Source organism: Alteromonas sp. IB21, from assembly GCF_016405965.1.
GTDB lineage: Bacteria > Pseudomonadota > Gammaproteobacteria > Enterobacterales > Alteromonadaceae > Alteromonas.
In genome coordinates, this window is record NZ_JAEFCD010000007.1 from 139,061 (window position 1) to 162,494 (window position 23,434).

Genomic DNA, 23,434 nt, shown 5'->3' on the forward strand with positions numbered 1-23,434 from the left:
GATTTAACGTTTTCTTATTTAATGAAATCGTGTTTAATGAAACGAAAGCAAGTAAAACAGTACTTACCATTTACAAGGAAGCAAATATGAGTGAAATCAAACCAAGCGTAACAACTCTAGAATCTGAGGCAGAAGTTCAACAAACACAAGTTTTTAACTCTGCACCAACCGGATTTAAAATTCTGAACAAGTTCATTAGCCTGACTTTATTGTGTTATCTGGCAAGCCATTTCTTACCATTTTTTGTCGTTTCACTTTTCGGCGAAACGTCAAGTTCAAGCGCGGCCGATATGATGTCAGGTGGGCAAATGGTATTTATGCTGTTTTATATAACCTTAGGGGTCTTGTCTGCGACTACAGGTGTTTTTCCTCTGGCTTCAAAAATAGTTGTTTGCCTAATTCTTATTGTTGATGGAAAGGGGTTGTATGATGTTGTTAGTGAAGCATCAGAAGCAAGTGATATGATGCGAATGATGGGCATCGACTTAACAAGCTCTGAAGGCTTACAGCAGGCTTTACAGTTTTTGGGAATAGGTGCGTATCTCTATGTTGCTAGTTTGATAATGATGGTTATTGCGCTATGTAGAAGTTTGGAAAAACGCAATCGCCCAGCATTTTCAGATGAAGAACTGCAAGATTCTGAAAAGCTGAAGGAAAAAGCGAAAGCTTGGTCTAAGCAAACTGGTAATCAATTCGAAGCATATATTGAACTAATGAATATCCAATTCGCTCAAATTAAAGCTGCATTAAATGAACATGACGCAAACTCCGCAGTTAGTGGCTTTTCAAGCGGCATTGAGCAAGTGAAAAAAGCGGCTGAAAAGAAGGATGCCAGTTCGGGAGCTGATGGAGTATATGGCGCTTTGAAAAATGGCGTAAGCTATGTTTTCGGGTACACGAAAACCGTGTGGAATACTAATAATACTGGTAAGGCCTTGGTAGTGATATCTGCTGTGATTATTTTTAATGTAGTTTTTTAGATAAACAAAAATTTGTAAAGCACCCTTTACGTTTAAGCCACTAAGTGTGGCTTTTTGTTTTTTACAAGTAATCGTCGGTAATAGACGGCTGCAGAAACCTAACAAATTCGTCTCCAAATTTATCGGCGCGAATCATTCGTTAGTTTTTAATCGTTGTGAAACAAACTAAGGGCCTATAGCTGCCAATTACTAAAACTTCAGCTGTAATTCAATATAACTTTGCCATTTAAACGTAATACAAAGGTTTGTATACTGAACGTCTAAAGTATATATGACAGGACGTGGGCATAGAACCCGCACATCAAGGATATTACAAATGAAACCAGTAGTATTAGCTGGCGGCTCAGGTAGCCGCTTGTGGCCAAAATCTCGAGCAGCACTTCCAAAGCAGTTTCTGTCTCTCACATCAGATAGCACAATGCTGCAAGACACAATTACCCGTTTAAAAGGTACGCCAGCTCAGAATCCAATTTTCATTTGTAACGACGCCCATCGCTTTCTAGTGGCGGAACAGCTTCGCCAAAAAGATATCCATCATGGCGGTATTCTTCTAGAACCAGTTGGCCGGAATACAGCACCAGCAATAGCGCTAGCAGCACTTCATGCAACAATTCACGGCGATGATCCAGTGCTACTGGTACTAGCTGCCGACCACCTTATTCAAAACAACCAAGCTTTCCATACTGCTATCGAAAAAGCAGAAAAGCTGGCAGAACAGGGCAAACTAGTAACGTTCGGTATTGTGCCAGACCAGCCGCATACGGGGTATGGTTATATCAAAGCTGGAGAGCAAGTGGGCGATGGTTTTGAAGTGGCGCAATTTGTAGAAAAACCAGCATTAGAAACCGCAAAAGAATACGTAGAGTCTGGAAGCTACTTCTGGAATAGCGGCATGTTTATGTTTAAAGCCAGTCGCTATTTAGAAGAACTCGCTAAATACAACCCGGAAATGCTGGATGTATGTAAACGGGCCATCGACAGCGAAACGCCAGACTTAGATTTTATCCGCGTAGACCACGATATATTCGCAACCTGCCCAGACGATTCTATCGATTACACTGTAATGGAAAAAACCGACAGTGCAGCCATGGTTCCATTAGACGCAGGTTGGAGCGATGTTGGTAGTTGGTCGTCGTTATGGGAAACGGCTGAGAAAGACGAAAACGGCAACGCCACTGTAGGTGATACTATTTTAGAAAACACCAAGAACAGTTACGTGAATGCTGAGCAACGTTTGGTCTCTGTAATTGGTTTAGAAGATGTAATAGTTGTAGAAACCAAAGATGCCGTTATGGTGGCTCATAAGGACGATGCACAAAGCATTAAATCCGTAGTGAATAAACTTAAAGCAGAGCATCGCCCAGAATTTGAATTCCACCGTGAAGTATTCCGCCCATGGGGAAGCTATGACTCAATCGACAGTGGTGCTCGCTTTCAAGTTAAGCGCATTACAGTCAAACCCGGTGAAAAGCTTTCAGTGCAAATGCACCACCACCGAGCCGAACACTGGATTGTGGTATCGGGCAGTGCCAATGTCACCATTGACGATAAAACCACATTAGTTACTGAGAATCAGTCAGTCTATATTCCAATAGGTGCGGTTCATGCGCTAGAAAACCCGGGTAAAATACCGCTAGAACTTATTGAGGTTCAATCTGGTGCTTATTTAGGCGAGGATGATATTGTGAGATTCTCAGACAGATATGGTCGAGTTGAGAAAAAGTAACAATTGCAGATAGAAAAATGCCAGTCATAAACCTGACTAGCTTTTTAGTTGTTACAGAAAAGCATGAGTGGAGTTTCACCACTCATGCTTTAAAAAAATGACTGCTATTAATCTACCGATGTGACTTTATCTGCTATCCAGCTTGATTCGGCACTGATGGCTTCTTTAATTAGCGTTTCGCTTCTATCAATTTCAAACCCTTCCAGCAGTTCAGTAGCGCTGCCGCTCGTCGCGTCATTAGCGGTTAAACCCAATACCGTGTTAAGCGGTGCCGCCAACGGAATGTCGGTGGTTTTACTGCCAAAGAAGAGGCGCGTGTAGCTGCCATCTGACGACTGTTTAACTACCCAAGTTCCCGAAGCAGGACGTCGAATAGCGATATCGGCTTTGCCGTCACCATCGTAATCAGCCACAACAGGAATATCATCACTGAGTGAACCGAAGAAGGTGCGCTCAATAACGCCATCAGTAGAGCGTTTCACGAACCAGAATCCGCTATCAGGGCGGCGAATAGCAATATCGGCTTTGCCGTCACCGTCATAGTCGGCGGGTACTGGAATATCGGTAGATTGAGAGCCAAAGAAGATGCGGTCTATCTCACCAGTACTTGAATACTTAATAATAAACTGCCCAGCATCTTGTCTGCGTACCGCAATATCCGCTTTACCATCACCATCGTAATCGGCCACGGCAGGAATATCAGACGTACTAGTACCAAAGGTTTCACGCATAATGTCACCGGTGGAGCTGTACTTAATAAACCACTGTCCGCTAGAAGGGCGGCGAATGGCAATATCATCAACACCATCACCGTCGTAATCGGCAATAACCGGAATGTCTTCATCTTGAGAGCCGAAGAAAATACGGTTAATACTGTCGTCAGACGACGTACGGGAAATAAACTGTTTTACAGAAGGACGCCGAATAGCAAGGTCGGTTGTGCCATCCCCATCGAAGTCACCGGCAAGAGGAATGTCACTGCCTAGTGAACCAAAGAACGCACGCATAATGGTACCATCAGACGAGCGAGCTACAAGAAACTGGCCAATCTCAGGGCGGCGAATAACAATATCTGAAATGCCATCGCCGTCGTAATCAAACGCAGTACGCGCTTCTTTATCAACTGGCACTGGTGAAGTGTCTTCACCATCAGGAATGCCATCGTTATCGGAGTCACTGTCGTTAGGGTAACTACCAAGGGTGAACTCCTCAAAGTTGGTAAGGCCATCGCCATCTAGGTCTTCATCACGGTCGGCGCTATTTAAGTGATTCAGCGAGAACGACTCTTCATAGTAATCCGGCATGCCGTCGTTATCATCATCGGTATCAGGACCATCTTCAATACCGTCGCCGTCAGCATCACCGCCAAATCCGCTATTAGCGTAAATATCTTCGAATTGACTTAAATCTTTTAATTTAATGTAGTTTATTCTGGGGCGAATAAAAAAAGGAAACTTGCCTGGGTCAGATTTTAGTTCAGCAATACTGTACTCAAGCACGACTGTGTTACCTGCGTTATCTGACGAAAGCACCTCCCACATTCGGTCTCGAGACGTGTAATATCCATTGTCAGACCGGTAAGAGAGTGTAACTTGCCTAGTATCAACAGACCATGTCCAATCAGACGGAGGTAAATATAAGGAATCGCCTTCCTCACTCTCTATGCAAGTAACGCCACGCTGCAAAGAGTTATCGCTGTTGAATATGTAGCCGAATATATTGAAGCAAACTAAATCAGGGTCGTTAGCGCTAATGACGTCACGTCCATTTATCACACTGTTTTGCATGAATGGGAATTGTGTTGAAATGCCGCGAATGAACCTTTCATCAGATACATTCTCTTTAGCAATGATACTAGCGACGGGGGGATGGTTTATTCTTTCTACCACCACACCATTGTTATCTACAATTTCTCTTATCTCTATAAACCCTAGGTAGGTACCGCGTTCTTGCGCTGTAATATTAATTTTAGCTCTGTAGAAAGAATCACCATTTTCACTGGCGCCAATAATACCCCATGTATAATAAAGCTCACCTTCTTCTCTTATAACGTTGTAAGTGGTGTTTGTCGCTTTAGAAGTGCCACTGGTTACTGTATTTTCACTGTCCATTGAAAAGTCGAGTAAATCGTATAGCCAAGTCACTTCATCTTCAGTACCAAAATTTGTTGATATACTGCTAATAAAAGGAACAGCCCAGTTACCTTGCATCAACTCTTGGGTATTGAACGCATCAAATTTTGCAGCTTCTACAATGTTTTTGGACGATGTCTGATCAGTAACCGTGCTTTTTTCTATTTCAGTAGGCCCTTGCCATCCACCTTCTAAGTTGGTGTAGATACCTTCTGGAATTAAAAGTATTTCCTGATATGTAACATTGCTTTCGAACAGCTCATCACCTTCCGAAGTAATTTCAATTTGTTCAAAAACATAATTGACTTCGAAAAAGGGTCCCGACAGCAAACCTTGTTCACTGGCTTTTTGAAGTTGAGATGCAACCAAGCTTCCCCAGTTACTTTCAAACTCTTGACTGTAAATATCAAATTGCTGAAACGAGGAGGAGTCGAGATTGTTGGCATTAGGGGTGGCTGTAAGTTTATCGCCAGAAATAGTCAAACTTATTATATCTGATCGAGCTGGACCTGAACTTGCGCCGTAGAACTGCTGGTTTTGAACAAGTGTCCACTGTTGGTTTTCGTTCTTGACAAAAATCCACCTTACTTCAGGCAGGGCCCCTTCTATTGGCTGTATCCCCACATAAACAGTGTCATTTTCATCAAAAAGTGAATTAAGATCTTCTGAATATGCAAGTGAGGATGTGCATGTAGTTAAAAATAAGATGGTAGTGAGTCTTGCAACAAATTGAGCTAAACAAGACATCAAACTTTTCCCTTTCATAGTATTACCTTAAATAATAGAAATTGAGCTGCTGTATTTTTCTACTAGAGGTCAGCGACTATTTAATGAATAAATCTCGCTGAAGTTATTGTGAAGAAGGGAGGAAAGCAAAACTACGCTGTAAGTGAACTTCTTTATTCGAGTACTGCTGCATCCCTGCGCACACAAGCATCAAGAGTAGAGGGAGAACAAAAAATAGTCAATGCTGTTGATGCATCTTTAATTATGTTGAGCCATTACTTTCTCAATGCTTGATTGAAAAAGTAATGGCATCGGACTTATAAATTTATCTAGTCGATGGTTGGAACATCGACTGATTTCCAGCTTTGATGAGGAGTAAGCTGTTCTTTAAATAACTTCATACTGTCGTCTTTCAGCAATTTATCAAAGCTATCTGCCTCTACTTCTTTGTAATTAAGTGAAGATTGCTCCGTCATTTGCAGCAGCGATGACAAAGGCGCGGCAAGAGGGATATCGCTAGATTCACTTCCAAAATAAAGGCGCGTGTAACTACCATCTGAACTTTGTTTCACAATCCAGCTTCCAGTAGACGGGCGGCGAATCGCAATATCCGTAATACCATCGCCGTCATAATCAGCAATTACTGGAATGTCATCTGATTGAGAGCCAAAGAAGACTCGCTGAATAACGCTGTCTGATGAACGTTTAATAAACCAAAAACCGCTATCAGGTCGACGAATGGCAATGTCAGCTTTTCCGTCGCCGTCATAGTCCCCCACAACAGGGATGTCTGTTGCCAATGAGCCAAACCCTATTCTGTCTATCGCGTTGCTAGATGAGAATTTAATGATAAATTGACCTGCGCTTTTACGGCGTACGGCAATATCTGCTTTTCCGTCTCCGTCGTAGTCCGCCACCACTGGCGTATCTGATACATCCAACCCAAAGGTTTCACGAATAATAGCACCTGTACTGCTGTGTTTAATAAACCACTGACCGGTTGAGGGGCGGCGAATAGCAATATCATCAATACCGTCACCGTCGTAATCTGCAATAACTGGAATATCTTCATCGCGAGAGCCGAAGAAAATTCGGTTTATTTTATCGTCAGAAGTAGTGCGTGAAATGAACTGTTTAACAGCGGTGCGACGAATAGCGATATCGGTTACTCCATCTCCGTCGAAATCCCCAGCTAAGGGAATGTCGTTTGCCATAGAACCGAAATAAGCGCGCATAATCGTGTTGTCCGAAGAACGTGCCACAATAAACTGACCTATTCCTGGTCTGCGTATAACAATATCCGACTTGCCGTCACCGTCGTAGTCGTATGGAGTTAATTTAGGCTTGTCGTTATCGACAATATCAATAACAGAATACGAGGGATTACCCACTGCGCTGTAATCATCGCTATCTATGCTAATTTCGAACGTTTCGATAAGTTCATCAATGGCATCGTCAACAATTTTAATTTCAACTACTTTACGGGCTTCGTTAGGGGCAAAACGAATAGGCCTATCAAAGCTCACATAATCTTTTTCGCTTGTTGTCGTGTCACGAAACCAAAGCTTTACCTCACGAGCACCTGTTAGGTCGCCAGTTCTCACTAACGCGAATTCAAGAACGCTCCCTTCAACCGTAACCAGATTTAGTTCCTCTGTTGTAACTATGCCTGTTTCAAATGCACTTTCATCGTCAATAATTGATACTCGATGAGAATTAATACTTCCTAAGAACTGGTTGTTAACATCTAAGCGCACTATAAAGCTCTCTGTACCTTCAATAAGATCATCACGCAAAATGCTAACACTTATTGTTTTTCTGTCCTCACCAGGTGCAAATAAAACACTCTCTGAGTAATCGCTGAAATCTTCATTATTGGCGCTATCACTTTCCATTCTATAGTTCACAGTAAGCGTGCCAGAAAGGTCACCCTCGCGAACGATATCAACGTAATGAATATTCGAGCCATTGTAAGATACACTTCGAGGCTCATAAGCTGTGCTGTTTCGGCTCGCAAACGATACTTTACCCGTTTCCTCTCCGGGCGCATCGTTATCATATAAATTGATGCTAGTGCTCCATTTGTCGCCAATCAAATCACGTGAGAGCCCTTCTATACTAATTTGCGCATATTCAAAATATGCCTCGTCAAAACTGTCATCAATAACTCTCACATTAATAACTTTCTGCTTTTCATGAGGTAAAAACGTTACAGACGAAGATGAGAGAACAATATCCTCACCAAAGGTTAGATCCCCAGAGATCTTATTGATTGAAAATTGTCTTGTTTCAGTGTCATTACCCTCTCGTTTAAGTACTAACTCAAACGAACCGTCACCTTCATTAACGTCGTGCCAATACTGTTCGAATTCAATTCGTCGCCCTTCGGATTCATCATCGGCTATCTCGAGGGTTAGTGAGCCAAATGCATCATCAATGACTACGCCTTCAGGGTTCAAAAGGCGTAATGCTAAATATTTTGAGCCACTGTAAGTGGCATCGTCTCTAAAGCTAGCTGTTACGGTTTGGAAGTTATCGTTACTATCGAAACTTATGACTTTTTTATCCAGCGTTATGCTGTTTTCACTTTCTGCAGTTAATGGAACCGCCTCAACTTCCACGCTGAATGCTTGATTTAAGCCAGCAGGGCGATTTAGCATTAACGTTATTTGTTCTGCCGATTCATCTACAGAGGTGTAAGATGATTCCCAGCCTATTACTGCATTCTCGCCAGGCTCTATGATGTCGCTTCCGTCAATATTGTCTTTTATTTCAATCGTAAGCGTAGTGTTGGTTCCTAACTGCGCACCGCTTGCATTAGAAAGTTCTACGTAAAATGATTCTGTGCCTTCTTTTAAATCGTCTGCTTTTACATAAAAATTAAAAGATACGGCGTTATCGCCAGGATAAAAGCTCTCATATGCAGAATAAAATGAATAGTCGTAAAAATCAGCCGTGTCGTAAAAATCGGTCAATGTTACCGACGACGAAGACAAAGAATTGCCTTTTCTTCTTAGAACTCCAGTATACATAACGCCAGTTGCTTGCTCATAGTATGATAGTGACGATTCTAAAAATTCAATGGTAGCCGGTTGGTTATCATTTTCTGTAGGGTTACTTTGCCTATTAAGCTCATCAATGTTGCTAATGCCATCGCCATCATAATCATTACTATCATCAGAGGTATCGCACCCTTCAGAGCCATAACCTTCTCTGACATAGCTATTATATCTGGGCAAAGTTTCTAAGTAATCTTGCTGCCAGCAATAAAAATCTGGCCCTCTGGAAGCAGCGTATATGGTCAAGTTCTGTAGTCGATAAAACTCAAAGAGTTCACTTAGGTCTGAAGCATTTACTTCGTCTAAGCTTAAATTCTGTATAGAGCCTGATAAGTTTGAAATGGCGCTTAAATCTGAAGCGTCAATTTCAGTTAAATTCAGTTCGCGTAAAAAAGAAAGAGAACTGACAAAAGACCAGTCTTGCTCTATGCCGTAGCTACCCGCAGTAAGTTCTGTCAAATAGGAGAGTTCGCTCAGTACTTCTATGTTTTCAACCGGGTTATTAGCAATGTTAATTCGCGTTAAATTTGGGAAGTCTCTAACAGCGCTAATATCTGTAATATCATTTCCACTAACGTTTAGTTCTGTTAACCCTTTCAAAGCGCTAAGCTCGTCAATAGAAGTTAACCCCATCGACTGAAGCGAAAGCTGCTTGAGGGTTTCTAAGCCATTTACTTGAGAAAGCGACTCAAGCATTACATTTGACAAATATAAAGACTCAAGTAAAGGCCAAGAAAAAGCGGTAGGAAATGTCGCACTGGCTGAGTCAATCTCTAAATGCTTCAAGTTTCTGTTTTGGGTGATGCCATTTAAGGATTCTATCGGCGCCCTTATGGTTAGCTCTTCTAATAGCGCAATAGAGGAAAAGTCTGGCAGATTAGTAAGGGCGTTGCTTGAAATTGATAGTGTGGTCAAACTAGACAAGTTAGATAGCAATATTGCACTTTCGTTATCCAATGCATCTGAACGAAGCGATAGCGTTTTAAGGCTTTGTAAACTTTCTAGAGGGCCAAGGTTAGATGTTAGAATTTCATTCAGCGTAAGGCTGTTCAGATTTCTCAATGCAGAAAGGGCTGAAATATCATTAACATGCGCTTGACTAAGGTGTACGCTTTGTAGCCCAGTAAATTGCTCTAAACCTGTTAAGCTATTTAATTCATTATAGCAGTAAATACGTTTAACCTGATGCGCAAACACAACCGAACTGTCTGTCGCATCAGCGAGACAATTAGCAAGGTTGGGATCTGAAACAGCGTTCAGTGCGTTTTCGATAGCAATACTTTGACCATCGGTTTTGCCGTAATTTGCAACGATGTGCCTTACCGCGTTTACTGCATAAGTTGCATCTGCGCCATAATTTTCGTCATGTTTAGAAACGCCACATGGAAATTCTCCACACAACTTTGTTGGGTTAGAAAATAGCGGGGCTCTATTGTAAGCACCTTGAGTGCCGTACGCCATTATAGTGTTGAACCCAGCGTTATTAGTTACAGGTATACGAAAGCCTACACCGTAATCGAAGTCAGCCCCTTTATCGCCCTGCTGGCGAGAGTGGCCCAACCCTAAATTATGCCCTAGTTCGTGAACGAAAGTAGAGGCCCCAGCGTCAACATCAGTTTGGCTATACATCCTGTCAGCTGAAGACGAGTTTAAATGCCCCAGCAAATAAGCTATACCAGATGAATAATCATTTTCTGACTGGGGTATTAACAGCGCTACTGCGTCGGCGCCGTTTTCATTTTTGAGCTGTTCAACGTTCTCAAATGGCGGCGTTCCTGAGCTAATTGCATTTAGCGCTACACTACCAATATTGTACGGATAATCTACCTCTAGCTTTCCTTTAAAACGCACTTGAACGTAAATGTCGGAATCTTCGAATACTTGGTTAGCATACGCGATAAGGTGATCTATGCGGGTGTCTATATCATTTATCACATCACGTACGTTACTCGAGTATACAAAAAATATTTCAATAACCGCGATATCGTTGTTCTCGGATACAGACGTGTTAGCGTTAACTTCAGCTCGCTGTTTATCTATGTTACCTACAAACTGCTTTGCATTGACACCTAAAGGAGCGACAGTACGTTCTGAAAGGCTAAGCACAGGCTCAGGTGCTATTGCATCATTGAACGACTTCACCCGCATGCTATTAAGCACGTCGGGTTTATGCATTAGCACGCTATCTTTATCGCCCATAGCGGTGTAGTAGCCTTGTTCAGTGCTAATATCCATAAATACATCGGTGTCTCCAATCGTAATTAAGGAAGAGACCGGTATGCCGTTGATTGTCGAACGTACGGTAATATGTTTAGCGCCATTAATACCCGTAGTTATTTTTGAAACCCGAGCGTTTGTTACATTTGAGGGAAAATTAAAAGAAACAGTTTCGCCAACAGAAACTGAGGCGAGTGCCTCGCTATTAATCTGGGCAATTGAAAAATGCGACTTGTCGTTTTGCTGCATCAACACACTATTCGCGCTTTTTACATCTGCGCGTTGAACATTATTTGATACCTCAACGAACACGGGGGTTTTGGCATAAATAAACGTAGGAATGGCGAACAAACAAAGCAGTGACAGAGCCGAGGATTTAATGCTCATGAGGTAGTCCTTTACAAAAAACACACATATTCGCTTAGGGTAGCAGTGAAACCTAGGCCTTTGAAAGGCTATAAGCGAATATGGGTGGGTATGGGATTTAATACTAAGGTATAATTTAAGCTCTCTAGATGTATAACAAAAACTATGTTGAACGGCACTCCGCTTTTCAAAGCATAAAAATTATGCGTTCAATTTCAAATTGCAGCGAAGCACTGTAATTAGCATAGTAAAGCAGGTACACTTTTGGTTTAATATAGCGCTAAAATTTAGCACACGGAATGGTTCAAATAACAACATGGTAGCCTTGTAATATGCGGTATTCAGCGAGCGGTAGCCGTTTTTGGCATCTTGTTGCCGTCAAAATAAGAATGAACCTAAAGTCAGAAGCAGCACAAAGCCAGCTCAACTACCTGTGGTGGGTTTTAGAACCTGCGTTGTTCATTGCCATGTACTATGTAATTTTCGGTATATTTTTAAATTCACGTACCGATGACTTCGTAGCATTTCTTATTGTAGGCAAAATTCCATTTCTTTGGTTCTCTCGAACTGTTAACAATGCCAGTAATGCACTTGTTGCCGGTGGCGGTTTAATGAATCAAATCAACATTCCTAAAATTTTCTTTCCAGCCGTGGTTATTGGGCAAGACCTGGTGAAAACCGTCTTTGTTTTCTTATTGATGTTAGCGATTCTGGCTGGCATGGGGTACGAACCCACCTTAAATTGGTTTGCAATTATTCCTATCGCGTTAATGCAGTTGCTATTTGTAAGCAGTTTGGCTGTGCTGTTTTCGGCCCTAGTGCCTTTTCTTCCCGATATGAAGTTCATTGTAGGCACCTTTGTCACGTTAATGATGTTTGCATCGGGAATATTTTACGACCCCATGCAGTTTTTAAAGCCTGAACATAAAGAGTTGTTTTTTCTTAACCCGTTAGCAAGCGCTATTTCAATGTACAGAAAGGTGTTAATGGAAAATACGCTTCCAGACTGGGCATATTTGGGAGCTATGGCCGGCGCGTGTTTAGTTGCCCTTTTCGCCGCAATATCACTGCTGCGTTTGTTCGACTCTCGCTACCCTAGATTGGTGTTGCAATAATGAGCCAGCCGTCTGTTAGTTTAAGCTTAAAAGATGTGTGCCTAACGTTTAGAACCCGTAAAGGTTTTTTTCGTTACCATCAACATTACGCACTAAAAAACGTGAGTTTTCAGGTTTTTAAAGGCGAAACACTAGGTGTTATAGGTAGAAACGGTTGCGGCAAGTCAACATTATTAAAAGTGTTGGCAGGTATTTTGAAAGCCGATAGTGGCGAGCTTGTCTCTAATGTGAATTACATTAGCTTGCAGTCGCTAGCAACAGGTTTCGATAGGCAGCTTTCCGGGCGTGACAATGCCATTCTTTCAGCCATGCTTTTAGGCCACAGTAAAGAAGCGGCACTTAATGCATTACCCAGTATTTTAGAATTTTCCGAATTAGGTGATGCATTTGAACAGCCGGTTAAAAGTTACAGCTCTGGTATGCGTTCTCGCCTAGGGTTTTCAGTAGCAATGCTTATGGAAGCCGATGTATTACTGGTTGACGAGACATTAGGCGTTGGCGACACACGGTTTAAGCGAAAAGCCGAAAAAGCCATTTTAAGCCGAATAAACTCCGATCAAACTGTGGTGTTTGTTTCACACTCTGCGGGGCAGGTGAAACGGCTTTGCAGTCGCGTAGTTTGGCTTGAGCATGGCGAAGTAAAAAAAGTGGGGCCAGCAGATATACTCGTTGATGAATACGAAGAGTTTATACAGCAAGAGCGAACTCGGCGTAATAGGAAATAACAGAATTTATGATTATTTATCCAAGTGAAAGTTTTGCTAAAGGGCAAGAGCTTTCGAAGAAGAAGCTTAATACGTATTTTGAATTAACAGAAAGCAAAGTTCCCAGTGTTAAAGACAGTTTGTTTTCTGAAGAAGGCGTAACGGCTTATATTGATGATGAGAACAACGCTGAAAAATATGAATATGTAATCTTACCGTTAGTTGATTATGTGTGTTTTGAAGTTTTTAATGGCGAAAGTAACAGCATAGAAGTTAAAAAACTCATAACTCAGTGGCGGGAGTACGTGCAGGCAGCACGCTCGCACAATTCCTTATATGCTGACGTTTGTAGCTGGAAAAACGTTAGTTTTGAATTAAACGATGAACAACAAAAAACAAAAAATAAAATAGAAGCCTTGGTGCTTACCGACGAACTTTGTGAACTTGATGATATAGTGCGGGTGCTGTGTGGGCTTAGCGTTAATAAAGCACCAAAAACGTTATCTCCTTTCGAGTTGGCTAATACTATAGCCTCAAATTATATCGATATTGCTAAGAACCGCTCAGCACAGCAAAAATTAGCACACGTTGAAGTTGAAGCTTCGATGCTTCAGGAAAAAAATGACAAGTTGAGTAGCGATTTAAGTGCATCGCAGTCGGTAATTGCGAAGAAAAACGAACAGCTGCAAGAAGCGCAACAACATAATGATTCGTTAAAAGAAAATACGTTAAAACTTACAACAAGTTTTGAGGCTAGGCTTGAAAAAGCAGGCCAACAAGCCGCGCAGCTGAATGAAGAGATTAATGCGTTAAACCAAAACAATTTAAAGAAAGTGGCAGAGCTTGAGGCGCTAACTAGCGAAAAAGCGCACTTAAGTGAACGTTTAGAGGAAGAGAAAAACAAAAACAGCAAGTTAGCTGAAGCCTTAGAGAACGCGGAACAGCAAACCTCCAACTTAAAGCTGGAAATTGAGCTTTGCCAGCTGCAAATTGCTCAGCTTCAAGAAGAGCTTGAAGCTGTATTTAATGACAAAGTAAAAGGCGAAAAAGCGTTTGAAGAAAAATTAAAGGATACTGAGCATCAGCTTAAGCTAGCATTAGAGAAACAGTATGCTATTCAGCAAGAAAGTGTGACAGCAGTAACAAACAATACTGATGAACTGCATAACGCATTAGCAGAAAACGAACTTATGCAGTTACAAATTTTGCAGCTGCAAGAAGAGCTTGAGTTTTACTTTGAGAAAGCGTCTTCAACGCAAACCACAGTTGAGCCAATAGTTTTACAAGAAGAAATATTGACTGATGACGTTGCAAAAGCGGCAACACAAAAACATAATACGCTAAGCTTAATTGGAAGGCTGATGAATGCATCAGGGAGAGGTGACAACTAATGCAAATTTTTAAAATGCTGTTAAACAGCTTGCCATATCAATTTGAAAATTTTGTATTAATAGGTGACTTTCCTAAATCAACTATAAATGCAGTTAAAAGCGTAAATGCTAAAAATAAAGTGCTGTGCAGTTTAAGCGAAAATAGTTCTGTAACGGATATACAACAGCAGCCTTTTCCCGTTCTAGATAATGTCGAAACTCAATCAACGTTCAATGAAGCGAATTTAAAAGGTTTTAGCAGCGTAAAGCAGCCCGCTAGCATCAAACAGTTGTTGCCAGGCATATTATTCGAGTCAGCACAGCTTGAATCCCAGCCGATGACGTCGTTTTTGTCTAATTTATCTGTTGCTGACAACACAGCTAATATGGCTGTGCTGAATCTTAATGGTGCAGAATTACAGTATTTGGTGGAAGACGACAGTCTGCTGAATACATTTAATTGTATCTTGGTGTCTTGCAGCAGCAATAATATATTTGATGGTGCAGAGGATAGTTACAAAGGCTTGCTATCGCATTTGAAAGAAAACAATATCGCCTACTCTATATTCCCAGCGGAAGTGCACCCTTTTAGTTTCTTGCTTATTCACCGCCCGCCTGCATGGAATAGTGACAGTAACGAGCTAAAACAGGCTATTGCAGATAAGCAGCAAGCTGAAGAAAGCCTTACTCAGCATAAAGAACTACTAGTTAATAGTAAGCAGCAAAACAGCGAGAAGCAAAAAGAAATAGCAGAAATGTTTCAAAAACTACAAGCAAATGAACAGCAATTAAGCGAGCTGAAGGCGCAACAACAGAAGCTAAATGAAGAAAAAGCTTGGCTAGAAAATGAATGGAACAATGCCAAATCAAAGGTAGAAGAACAAAGCCAAGCATCGAAAATAACGAATAAGCTGAACCTGAAGCTTCAGGTAGACCTTGACGATCTTCGAAAAAAATATTCAGAAAAAGAGCAAAACGAGCGAGAACTTAGCGAGTTAATTGACGAGTTATATGTAAAGCTTAAACAGGCATCAGAGTTCTATTACGAGCTAGAAAAAAAATACCCAGAGTTGACGGACGAGCAGCGTGACTAAACAAGTAAAAAACTTAAAGCACCTCCAGTCAGAGATTGATAGTGCACTCTCGCTAATCAAAAATAAAGGTAGCGTTCTGAATGGCGACGGTATTTCGAAGAAGGGATTAATTACAGGTACTGAAAGCTTATTGGAGCGTTGCAGAAGTATTGTAATAGCCAAACAAAAAGCTAAACCTAGTATGCGTACTATTCATCATTTCGCATGTTCTGGGGGAACATTGATATCAAAATGCATTAGCAGTATGCCAAATGTGTTTTTATTGAGCGAGATGCATCCATACACTCAAATGTTTCCACCCAGCGGTAAACCTCTTTATTTACCGACAGATATTGTTTCACAAATAAAGTATGCAAAACTCCCTCTTAACAAAGAACTCTCTTTAAAGTTATTTACTAATAATATTGTCACTGTAAGTAAGCACTTGAGAAAAATCGGTGGTACTTTGATTATAAGGGAACATACTCACTCTGAATATTGCTTGAGCGATATGGTTCACAAAACTAAAACGCTAATTAGTTGCTTATCAAGTGAGTTTAATATTGAGTCAATAGTAACGATTAGAGATCCGATAGATTCTTATTCTTCGTTGGTTAAAAATAACTGGGTCACATTTAATCCACAAAGCTTCGATGAGTATTGTAAACGTTATTTATGCTTTTTGGAGGACTATGCCGATTGCTCGGTTTTTAAATATGAAGACTTTGTCGAAGAGCCAATTGAGCAAATTAAAAATATATGTAAATCTTTAAAAGTTGAGTTTTGTGAAGATTTTCTAGATATTTTTCCTTTGATAAAGCTCTCAGGAGATAGTGGACGAACTAGTGACTCAATATCTTTTCGAAAAAACAACGTCCCTTCATACATAAAAAATGAAGCTTTGAAGTCTTCTCACTATCACCTATTTTGTGATCGTTTTAATTATCGAAATATATTGTGAAGGATCTAATAGTGACTGCAGGAATAAATAGTAATAGTATCACAGGAAAGATAGTCAGCGACGTGATGCGATGTGATGAGTTCTATATTTTAAGAAATAGGGATAAAATCAAGAGTATAGAAAAAAAATGGTTGAAAGATCTTTACAATATCCAACTAGATATAGATGTTAATGTAGAGTCAGATGTACTATTTTTTAGAAGTTTGGTGAGAAGTGATTACCATAAACTTTTTCACGCAATAATATCTAGTTGTAACGATATCAGTTACTCAATAGTTGAAGACTACGAAAAGACACCTTCATTAAATATAGAGTCTGTTAATTTTCTGAGCAAGCATAAAGGTTTGCTCGCTTTATTTGATATTTATGAAATAGAGTTGAGAATTGCTCTTTTTATTCGTTTTATATACTACTTTTTCATCGCGAATGAGCTTTACAAGAGGAAATTCAATACCATCGTTCTCTTCTCTGATATGCAGCCGGTTGAATGCCTAGCATCACATATTGGAAATCTAGTTGGCAAGGAAACAGTAACGTTACAACACGGTCTTTATATTGAGTATGAAGGAATCGAAACCGTTAATGTTGTCAATTACGAAGTACAACCATCAAAAACTTTCTTAGCTTGGGGGAAAAATACAAAAAATTTAATAGAGAAATACCATAGTGACACTAGAGTTGTGATTTGTGGAAAGCCAGACATAAATTACCTCAAAGCCTCTGAGGAGACTAATAGAAAGATATTAGTTGTGCTCGACCAAGAAGTTTTTAGAGAGAATAATATAGCTCTTTTACATATCCTTCTTGCATTTTGTAACCGAAATGGATATTCATTTGAAGTTAGGTTTCACCCTCACAATAATAAGGCTTCCTATAGAAAACTTTTTTCCATAACAGAGCAGAGTGTTCAATACGAACATTATGATTTTTGTGTAGGTATTTCTTCCTCACTGATCTACGAGTTGAAATCACAAGGTTTAAAAGTATTCCAATTTTCTTGTAGTACTCCTGCAGTAGATTTTCCAAAAGAGTTTTCTTTTTCTTCTGATATAGAGTTGACCAAGAAAATTCAGAGTAATTTAAATGCTAACTTCTCGCCGATTTCCTATGTCGGGGAAGAAAGCACTAATAAATATAGAGAGTTTTTTTTCAATCTGAAGGAAAAAAGTAAAGAGTCAACCCCATTTTTCAGTATTATTATACCAACTTATAATAGTGTGGGGGTCCTGTACAAAGCTCTAAATTCAATAGTTCGGCAAACGTGCGGAGACTATGAAGTAATAATATCTGATGGAGCTTCAGATGATTATACTTTCGAGTATGTTTCGAAAGCATTCGCTGACTATTCAAATATTAAAGTTTATTCAAGCCCTGACTCGGGTATTTACGACGGAATGAATAAGGCCTTTTCTAAAGTCAAGGGGCAATGGCTCATATTTCTTGGGTCAGATGACGAACTTTTTGATGAAAAAGTGCTTGAGACAGTAAAGAACCGTATAATGGAAGAGAATAACCCACAATGTAAATTATTTTATGGAAACGTAGTTGTATCTGGAGATGTTAAGTGGGCAAAAAATGGCCATCTTTATGATGGAGAGTTTTCGGTTGAAAAGATAAAGCAGAAAAACATTTGTCACCAAGCTATCTTTTACAATGTTTCTACAAAACGTGGGCTTATGCCATATAACACTAAGTACAAACTGTGCTCTGACTGGGATATGAATCTGAAGTTTTTTTCAAAGTACGAGACTACCTACTTAGATACTATTGTGGCAATCTTCAACGCGGGTGGCGCATCAACTGAGGGCGGAGACCCTGAATTCGGTAAAGATTTTAAGAGTAATATTAGTAAATATTTTAGAGGTCAGGATTAGTAATGACAGCAAGAGCAATCGCTTTTTATTTACCTCAATTTCATCCTATTAAAGAAAATGATGTTGCACACGGTAAAGGGTTTACAGAATGGACAAATGTAACTAAATCGATTCCCCTTTTTCCTGGACACGTTCAGCCGAAACTACCAGCTGATTTGGGTTTTTATGACTTAAGGTTATCAGAGGTAAGAGAGCAACAAGCGAACCTAGCTAAAACTTATGGTATCGAAGGTTTTTGTTATTGGCATTATTGGTTGGGAAACGGAAGACGTCTATTAGAACGGCCTTTCAACGAAGTTTTAGAGTCAGGTAAGCCAGATTTCCCTTTTTGTCTTGGGTGGGCTAATCATGATTGGTCAGGAAAAGGTTGGATGGGCGGTGCTCAAGGTGAAGATATTATTCAAAAATATCCTGGTAAAAGGGATGCAGAAGAACACTTCCTCTTCTTACTAAAAGCGTTTAAAGACAAGCGATACATAAGAAGAAATGATAAACCTGTTTTCGTCATATATAGACCTGCAGAAATTCCTGATTGTAAATCTTATCTACAATTTTGGAGAACGCTTGCAGAGCAAAATGGATTGCCAGGGTTATACATAATAGGCGATGCTGTGCCTGGCGAGCCTGAAGAGTTAGGTTTAGATGGTTCCCTTTATTCTGGGCAGCGTCATTTACCAAGTAATATTTGGGAACCTTCTTCAAATTGGGAAAGACTTCATTCCAAATCGTTAAAGAAGGTAGAGTACTCCAAGGTGTTGCGACATCTCGTTCCGAAAGGAAAAATAAAGGATAATTTGTATCCGGTGATAATACCAAATTGGGATACCTCTCCCAGACTTGGCGATGAAGCAATGATTTTTTATAACAATAATCCAGCTTTTTTCAAAATACATGTTTCTCAGGTTCTAGATTTGATTGAAAGCCGAAAAGTAAATGAAAATCTTGTATTCATACGTGCTTGGAATGAGTGGGCTGAGGGAAATTATTTGGAGCCTGACTTAGAGTATGGATTGGGTTACCTTGAGGTTTTAAAAAATTGCCTCGATGAGTTCAAAAGTCGAAGGAATCATCATGAGTAAAAATGGAATAAAAGTTCTAGACTGCACCATGCGGGATGGTGGTTATTACAATAATTGGGATTTCCCTAAAGCAGTCGTTGAAAGTTATGTAAGTGCAATGTCGTCGGCCGGTATTGACATCATTGAAATAGGATTAAGATCTTTGAAGAACACTTCTTTCAAAGGTGCTTACGCCTATTGTACAGATGACTTTCTATCGACTTTAGCTGTACCTGAACCCATTAAATTAGGTGTAATGATAAATGGGGCAGAAATCGTAGGTTTAGATGAACAGGAGTCCGTCCTGAAGAAGCTTTTTCCAAACCATGCAGATGACTCTCCTGTTGATCTTGTCCGTATAGCCTGTCATGTGCACGAATTTAATGAAGCTTTACCTGCATGCGCTTGGTTGAAAGAGCGCGGATTTTTAGTTGGTTTCAATCTAATGCAAGTTGCAGAGAGAGAAAAGGAAGAGGTTGAAGCACTTGCATTGTCAGCATCGCGCTATGATATTGACGCACTGTATTTTGCAGATAGTATGGGGAGTATGACTCCCCAGAAAACAGCTGAGATTATAAGTTGGTTCAGAACTTATTGGAAAGGAGAAATGGGAGTTCATACCCATGACAATATGGGATTAGCACTTTCAAATACGCTTACTGCTATCGAAAACGGTATTACTTGGATTGATTCTACAGTAACCGGAATGGGCAGGGGACCTGGTAATGCGCGAACGGAAGAGGTCGCTATCGAAATATCAGATCTTCGCAAGGCTACAGTGAATTTAGTTCCCCTGATGGAATTGATAAGAACATACTTCCAGCCGCTCAAAAATGAGTGTGGCTGGGGGACGAATCCTTATTATTATCTATCGGGTAAATATGGTATTCATCCAACGTACATTCAGGAAATGTTAAGTGACAAACGGTTTAGTGAAGAAGATATACTTGCCGCTATAGAGCACTTGAGGGTTAAAGGTGGTAAGAAGTTTAGTGTTAATTCATTAAATGCCACCAGAGATTTCTATCATTCCGAAGCTAAAGGCTATTGGTTTCCTGAAACTATTATAAATGGCAGACCAGTGTTGATTATTGGGGCAGGTTCAAGTGTCGAAGCTCATCGTAATGCTCTTGAATTGTTTATTCAAAAAAATAAGCCAGTGGTTATTGCATTGAATACTCAATCAACTATTTCTGAATCCATGATTGATCTAAGAGTCGCAAGCCACCCTGTTCGTTTGTTAGCCGATTGCGATATTCATTCTAAACTACCTCAACCGCTAGTCACTCCTTTATCGCAATTACCTAGCGATATTGTTGATTCCATCGGAGATAAGGACGTTTTCGATTTTGGTATAAAAATACAAGCAAATTCATTTGAACTAGGAAGGACTTCTGCTGTCGTTCCTAACTCTCTGGTGATAAGTTATGCGTTAGCGCTCGCTGCAAGTGGTAAGGCTACAAGAATATACTTGGCAGGTTTTGATGGGTTTGGTGCTGGTGACAACAGAACTCACGAAATGCAAAGAGTTTTCAGTCTATTTAATTCTTCTGTAAGTATAGATGTTACATCTATTACAAATACAGAATACGATATACCAAGTGAATCTGTTTATGGGTTGTAAGCTATGTCAATAAGGACGGTAGTAGTAATTCCAGCTAGGTTTGAATCTTCTAGATACCCAGGAAAACCTTTAGTAGAACTAAATGGTAAACCAATGATCATATGGGTTGCAGAGTTGTCTGCAAATGCTGTTGGTCCAGATAATGTCTATATTGCAACAGATGATGAAAGAATTTCCAGTGTGGTTAATAAAAATGGTTTCAAAGCCGTAATGACCGGTCCTGCATTAACTGGTACAGACCGGTTAGCGGAAGCGGCTAGCAAGATTGAAGCAGACTTATTTATTAACGTTCAAGGGGATGAACCATTAGTTGACCCTTCAGATATTCTTAAGGTACGAGATGTCAAATTGTCTCATCCTGAATGTGTAATAAATGCTTTTAGCTATCTCTCTAGAATTGAAGATCCAAAAAACATAAACATACCAAAAGTAATTACGACAGAAAGCAATCAACTAGTTTACATGTCTCGTTCAGCATTACCCAGCTATAAGTCGGAAGAATGTGCCCCTGAACGTTACAAAAAACAAGTGTGTATTTATGCCTTTTCTAAGGAAGAATTATTCGCATTTAGAGGCTTTGGTCGAAAAAGCCAGTTAGAGTTCAGTGAAGACATAGAAATATTGAGATTTCTAGAGCTGGGAGTACAAATTAAAATGGTTGAAACACGCCCAGGAAGCCTCGCTGTCGACTGTCCTGAAGATGTCAACGGTGTAGAAAAAGCCTTGAGAAGGTTACACGGAATATGACTATAGACATTAGAAAATACAAGACGCTTATTTTTGATTGCGATGGAGTTATTCTCAATTCAAATAGAGTTAAAACACAAGCATTTTATAGCGCATCAAAAAAATATGGTGAAGAGTCAGCCCAAGCACTCGTTTGCTATCATGTCAATAATGGTGGCATTTCACGATTCAAGAAGTTTGAGTATCTGTTTACGAATATCTTAAAAAGATCATTCACAGAAGATGAGCTAGAAGAGGTTTTAAATCACTACGCTGAAATAGTGAAGCACGCGCTTTTAAACTGCGAAGTTGCAGATGGAATTAAGCAATTGAAGCAATTTTCTCAAGAAAGCAAATGGTTAGTTGCTTCTGGTGGGGCACAAAGCGAGTTGAGAGAAGTATTCCGTGAACGTAATCTAGAAACTTATTTTGATGGTGGAGTTTTTGGAAGCCCAGCATCCAAAGACGATATAATTCAAAAGCAATTAGCTGATAACAATATTGAATTGCCTGCTTTATTTATTGGCGATAGTCGTTATGATCATGTTGTTGCAAGTAAATTCCAATTAGACTTCATTTTTATAACTGGATGGAGTGAGTTTGCACAGCTAAATAGTTACGCGGATGAATATGGTTTATTAAAGGTTGAAAAAATTGAAGAACTAATAATCCAATAAACACCAATATAGCCTTATTTGAATTAGTCTCGACTTAATCTGACATTTCTTCTTGAAAAGATGAGAGTTACCCGTTTTGATAAAGGTGTCGAATCTTTAATCAAAACAAAATAGGTAACTCTCATGTTGCATACTAACAATCCAATCATCAAACACAAAGCAGGTTTGCTTAATCTCGCCGAAGAACTCGGTAACGTATCAAGAGCGTGTAAAGTCATGGGCGTTTCTCGCGATACCTTTTATCGTTATCAAGAGCTTGTTGAGGACGGTGGGATTACCGGACGTTCACCTTTCACAAGACGATATTAAATGAGTTCTATCAAGTCACCTTCCGCAAGAAGCTCTATGTATCGCTAGAGGAGCTTCAAAAAGATCTGGACGTGTGGATGGATTACTACAACAATGAAAGGACTCATCAGGGCAAAATGTGCGTGTCCGTCCGGTAATCCCCACATTCAATTCATAAATTAGCTACGGCATGGTGTTCTCTTTACTAAGGAGAATGACCATGCAGCAACATCAACGAAGAGAAGTGCAAGACTGGCTCAATCTATTTGAGCAACAAAAACAGAGCGGACTCACTGCGGTAGAGTTTTGTCGCCAGCAGCAGATTAACGTTCAAACCTATTATACCAGGCGTCGTGATATTCGGCTTCAACGAACAAGCAGCAAGTTCGTTCAGGTGAAGCGTGAAGTCACGAAGATTGAATCCTACTCCGAAGCCATGGGTGGCGACCTTGTCCTGCAACTCGGAAACGCTCAATTGAACGTGCCAACGAACATGAGTCCTCACTGGGTTGCTACTGTGATGAAGGCATTGGCCGAATGAAGATGTTCGTTGAGCCTGCCGATATTTATCTATACATGGATGTCGTCGACTTCCGTAAATCGATTAACGGCTTAATTGTCGTGGTTGAGCAGGACATGAACCTCAATCCGTTTCGCGATGCGCTGTTCGTCTTCTGTAATAAAAAGCGCGATAAGGTCAAAATGCGTATTTCGGTGAATCCGATCGGTCGTTTCGGTTTTATCCGATCACTTTTTCT

16 protein-coding genes and 2 pseudogenes are annotated in these 23,434 nt (G+C 40.2%); 16 read left to right on the forward strand and 2 right to left on the reverse strand.

What is annotated here, in order from left to right:
* Positions 1-86 precede the first annotated feature (86 nt).
* On the forward strand, positions 87-980 hold the full coding sequence (locus JC525_RS07105; RefSeq protein WP_198815191.1) for a hypothetical protein: 894 nt from the start codon (positions 87-89) through the stop codon (positions 978-980).
* Between the two features lie 316 nt (positions 981-1,296).
* Positions 1,297-2,706, forward strand: coding sequence for a mannose-1-phosphate guanylyltransferase/mannose-6-phosphate isomerase (locus JC525_RS07110; RefSeq protein WP_198815192.1), 1,410 nt, complete (start codon positions 1,297-1,299; stop codon positions 2,704-2,706).
* Positions 2,707-2,813: 107 nt separating this feature from the next.
* Here the strand turns inward: JC525_RS07110 and JC525_RS07115 are convergent, their stop codons facing one another.
* Complete coding sequence (locus JC525_RS07115; protein ID WP_198815193.1) at positions 2,814-5,603, reverse strand: FG-GAP repeat domain-containing protein; 2,790 nt, start codon at positions 5,601-5,603, stop codon at positions 2,814-2,816.
* 290 nt (positions 5,604-5,893) lie between these two features.
* The gene (locus tag JC525_RS07120; protein ID WP_198815194.1) at positions 5,894-11,227 is read right to left on the reverse strand and encodes a Calx-beta domain-containing protein; all 5,334 of its coding nucleotides are present in this window, start codon (positions 11,225-11,227) and stop codon (positions 5,894-5,896) included.
* Between the two features lie 311 nt (positions 11,228-11,538).
* On the opposite strand from JC525_RS07120, the gene JC525_RS07125 reads away from it, so the two are divergent.
* The 14 genes and pseudogenes from JC525_RS07125 to tnpB form a co-directional block, all read left to right on the forward strand.
* On the forward strand, positions 11,539-12,321 hold the full coding sequence (locus tag JC525_RS07125; RefSeq protein WP_198815195.1) for an ABC transporter permease: 783 nt from the start codon (positions 11,539-11,541) through the stop codon (positions 12,319-12,321).
* A complete protein-coding gene (locus JC525_RS07130) occupies positions 12,321-13,046 on the forward strand; it encodes an ABC transporter ATP-binding protein (RefSeq protein ID WP_198815196.1) in 726 nt (241 codons plus the stop codon). The genes JC525_RS07125 and JC525_RS07130 overlap by 1 nt, the downstream gene beginning before the upstream one ends.
* Positions 13,047-13,054: 8 nt before the next feature.
* Positions 13,055-14,416 (forward strand): hypothetical protein, encoded by a 1,362-nt coding sequence (locus JC525_RS07135; RefSeq protein ID WP_198815197.1) that lies wholly within the window; start codon positions 13,055-13,057, stop codon positions 14,414-14,416.
* Positions 14,416-15,489: a hypothetical protein gene (locus JC525_RS07140; RefSeq protein WP_198815198.1), complete on the forward strand. Its 1,074-nt coding sequence runs from the start codon at positions 14,416-14,418 to the stop codon at positions 15,487-15,489. The genes JC525_RS07135 and JC525_RS07140 overlap by 1 nt, the downstream gene beginning before the upstream one ends.
* On the forward strand, positions 15,482-16,429 hold the full coding sequence (locus JC525_RS07145) for a hypothetical protein (protein ID WP_198815199.1): 948 nt from the start codon (positions 15,482-15,484) through the stop codon (positions 16,427-16,429). Before JC525_RS07140 ends, JC525_RS07145 begins: the two co-directional genes overlap by 8 nt.
* 11 nt (positions 16,430-16,440) lie before the next feature.
* Complete coding sequence (locus tag JC525_RS07150) at positions 16,441-18,303, forward strand: glycosyltransferase (protein WP_198815200.1); 1,863 nt, start codon at positions 16,441-16,443, stop codon at positions 18,301-18,303.
* A gap of 2 nt (positions 18,304-18,305) precedes the next feature.
* The gene (locus JC525_RS07155) at positions 18,306-19,382 is read left to right on the forward strand and encodes a glycosyltransferase WbsX family protein (protein ID WP_198815201.1); all 1,077 of its coding nucleotides are present in this window, start codon (positions 18,306-18,308) and stop codon (positions 19,380-19,382) included.
* A complete protein-coding gene (locus JC525_RS07160) occupies positions 19,375-20,985 on the forward strand; it encodes an aldolase catalytic domain-containing protein (RefSeq protein ID WP_198815202.1) in 1,611 nt (536 codons plus the stop codon). The genes JC525_RS07155 and JC525_RS07160 overlap by 8 nt, the downstream gene beginning before the upstream one ends.
* A gap of 3 nt (positions 20,986-20,988) precedes the next feature.
* The gene (locus JC525_RS07165) at positions 20,989-21,732 is read left to right on the forward strand and encodes a 3-deoxy-manno-octulosonate cytidylyltransferase (protein ID WP_198815203.1); all 744 of its coding nucleotides are present in this window, start codon (positions 20,989-20,991) and stop codon (positions 21,730-21,732) included.
* On the forward strand, positions 21,729-22,388 hold the full coding sequence (locus JC525_RS07170; protein WP_233095036.1) for an HAD family hydrolase: 660 nt from the start codon (positions 21,729-21,731) through the stop codon (positions 22,386-22,388). The genes JC525_RS07165 and JC525_RS07170 overlap by 4 nt, the downstream gene beginning before the upstream one ends.
* Before the next feature lie 123 nt (positions 22,389-22,511).
* Positions 22,512-22,691, forward strand: a pseudogene (locus JC525_RS19885) (helix-turn-helix domain-containing protein); the annotation flags it as partial.
* Positions 22,679-22,819, forward strand: a pseudogene (locus JC525_RS19890) (IS481 family transposase); the annotation flags it as partial. The pseudogenes JC525_RS19885 and JC525_RS19890, both read left to right, overlap by 13 nt.
* A 77-nt stretch (positions 22,820-22,896) precedes the next feature.
* Positions 22,897-23,217, forward strand: a complete 321-nt coding sequence (gene tnpA / locus JC525_RS07180) for an IS66 family insertion sequence element accessory protein TnpA (protein ID WP_198815204.1) — start codon at positions 22,897-22,899, stop codon at positions 23,215-23,217.
* Positions 23,214-23,434: IS66 family insertion sequence element accessory protein TnpB (gene tnpB, locus JC525_RS07185; RefSeq protein WP_198815205.1), on the forward strand; the 221-nt coding region annotated here is incomplete at its 3' end. The genes tnpA and tnpB, both read left to right, overlap by 4 nt.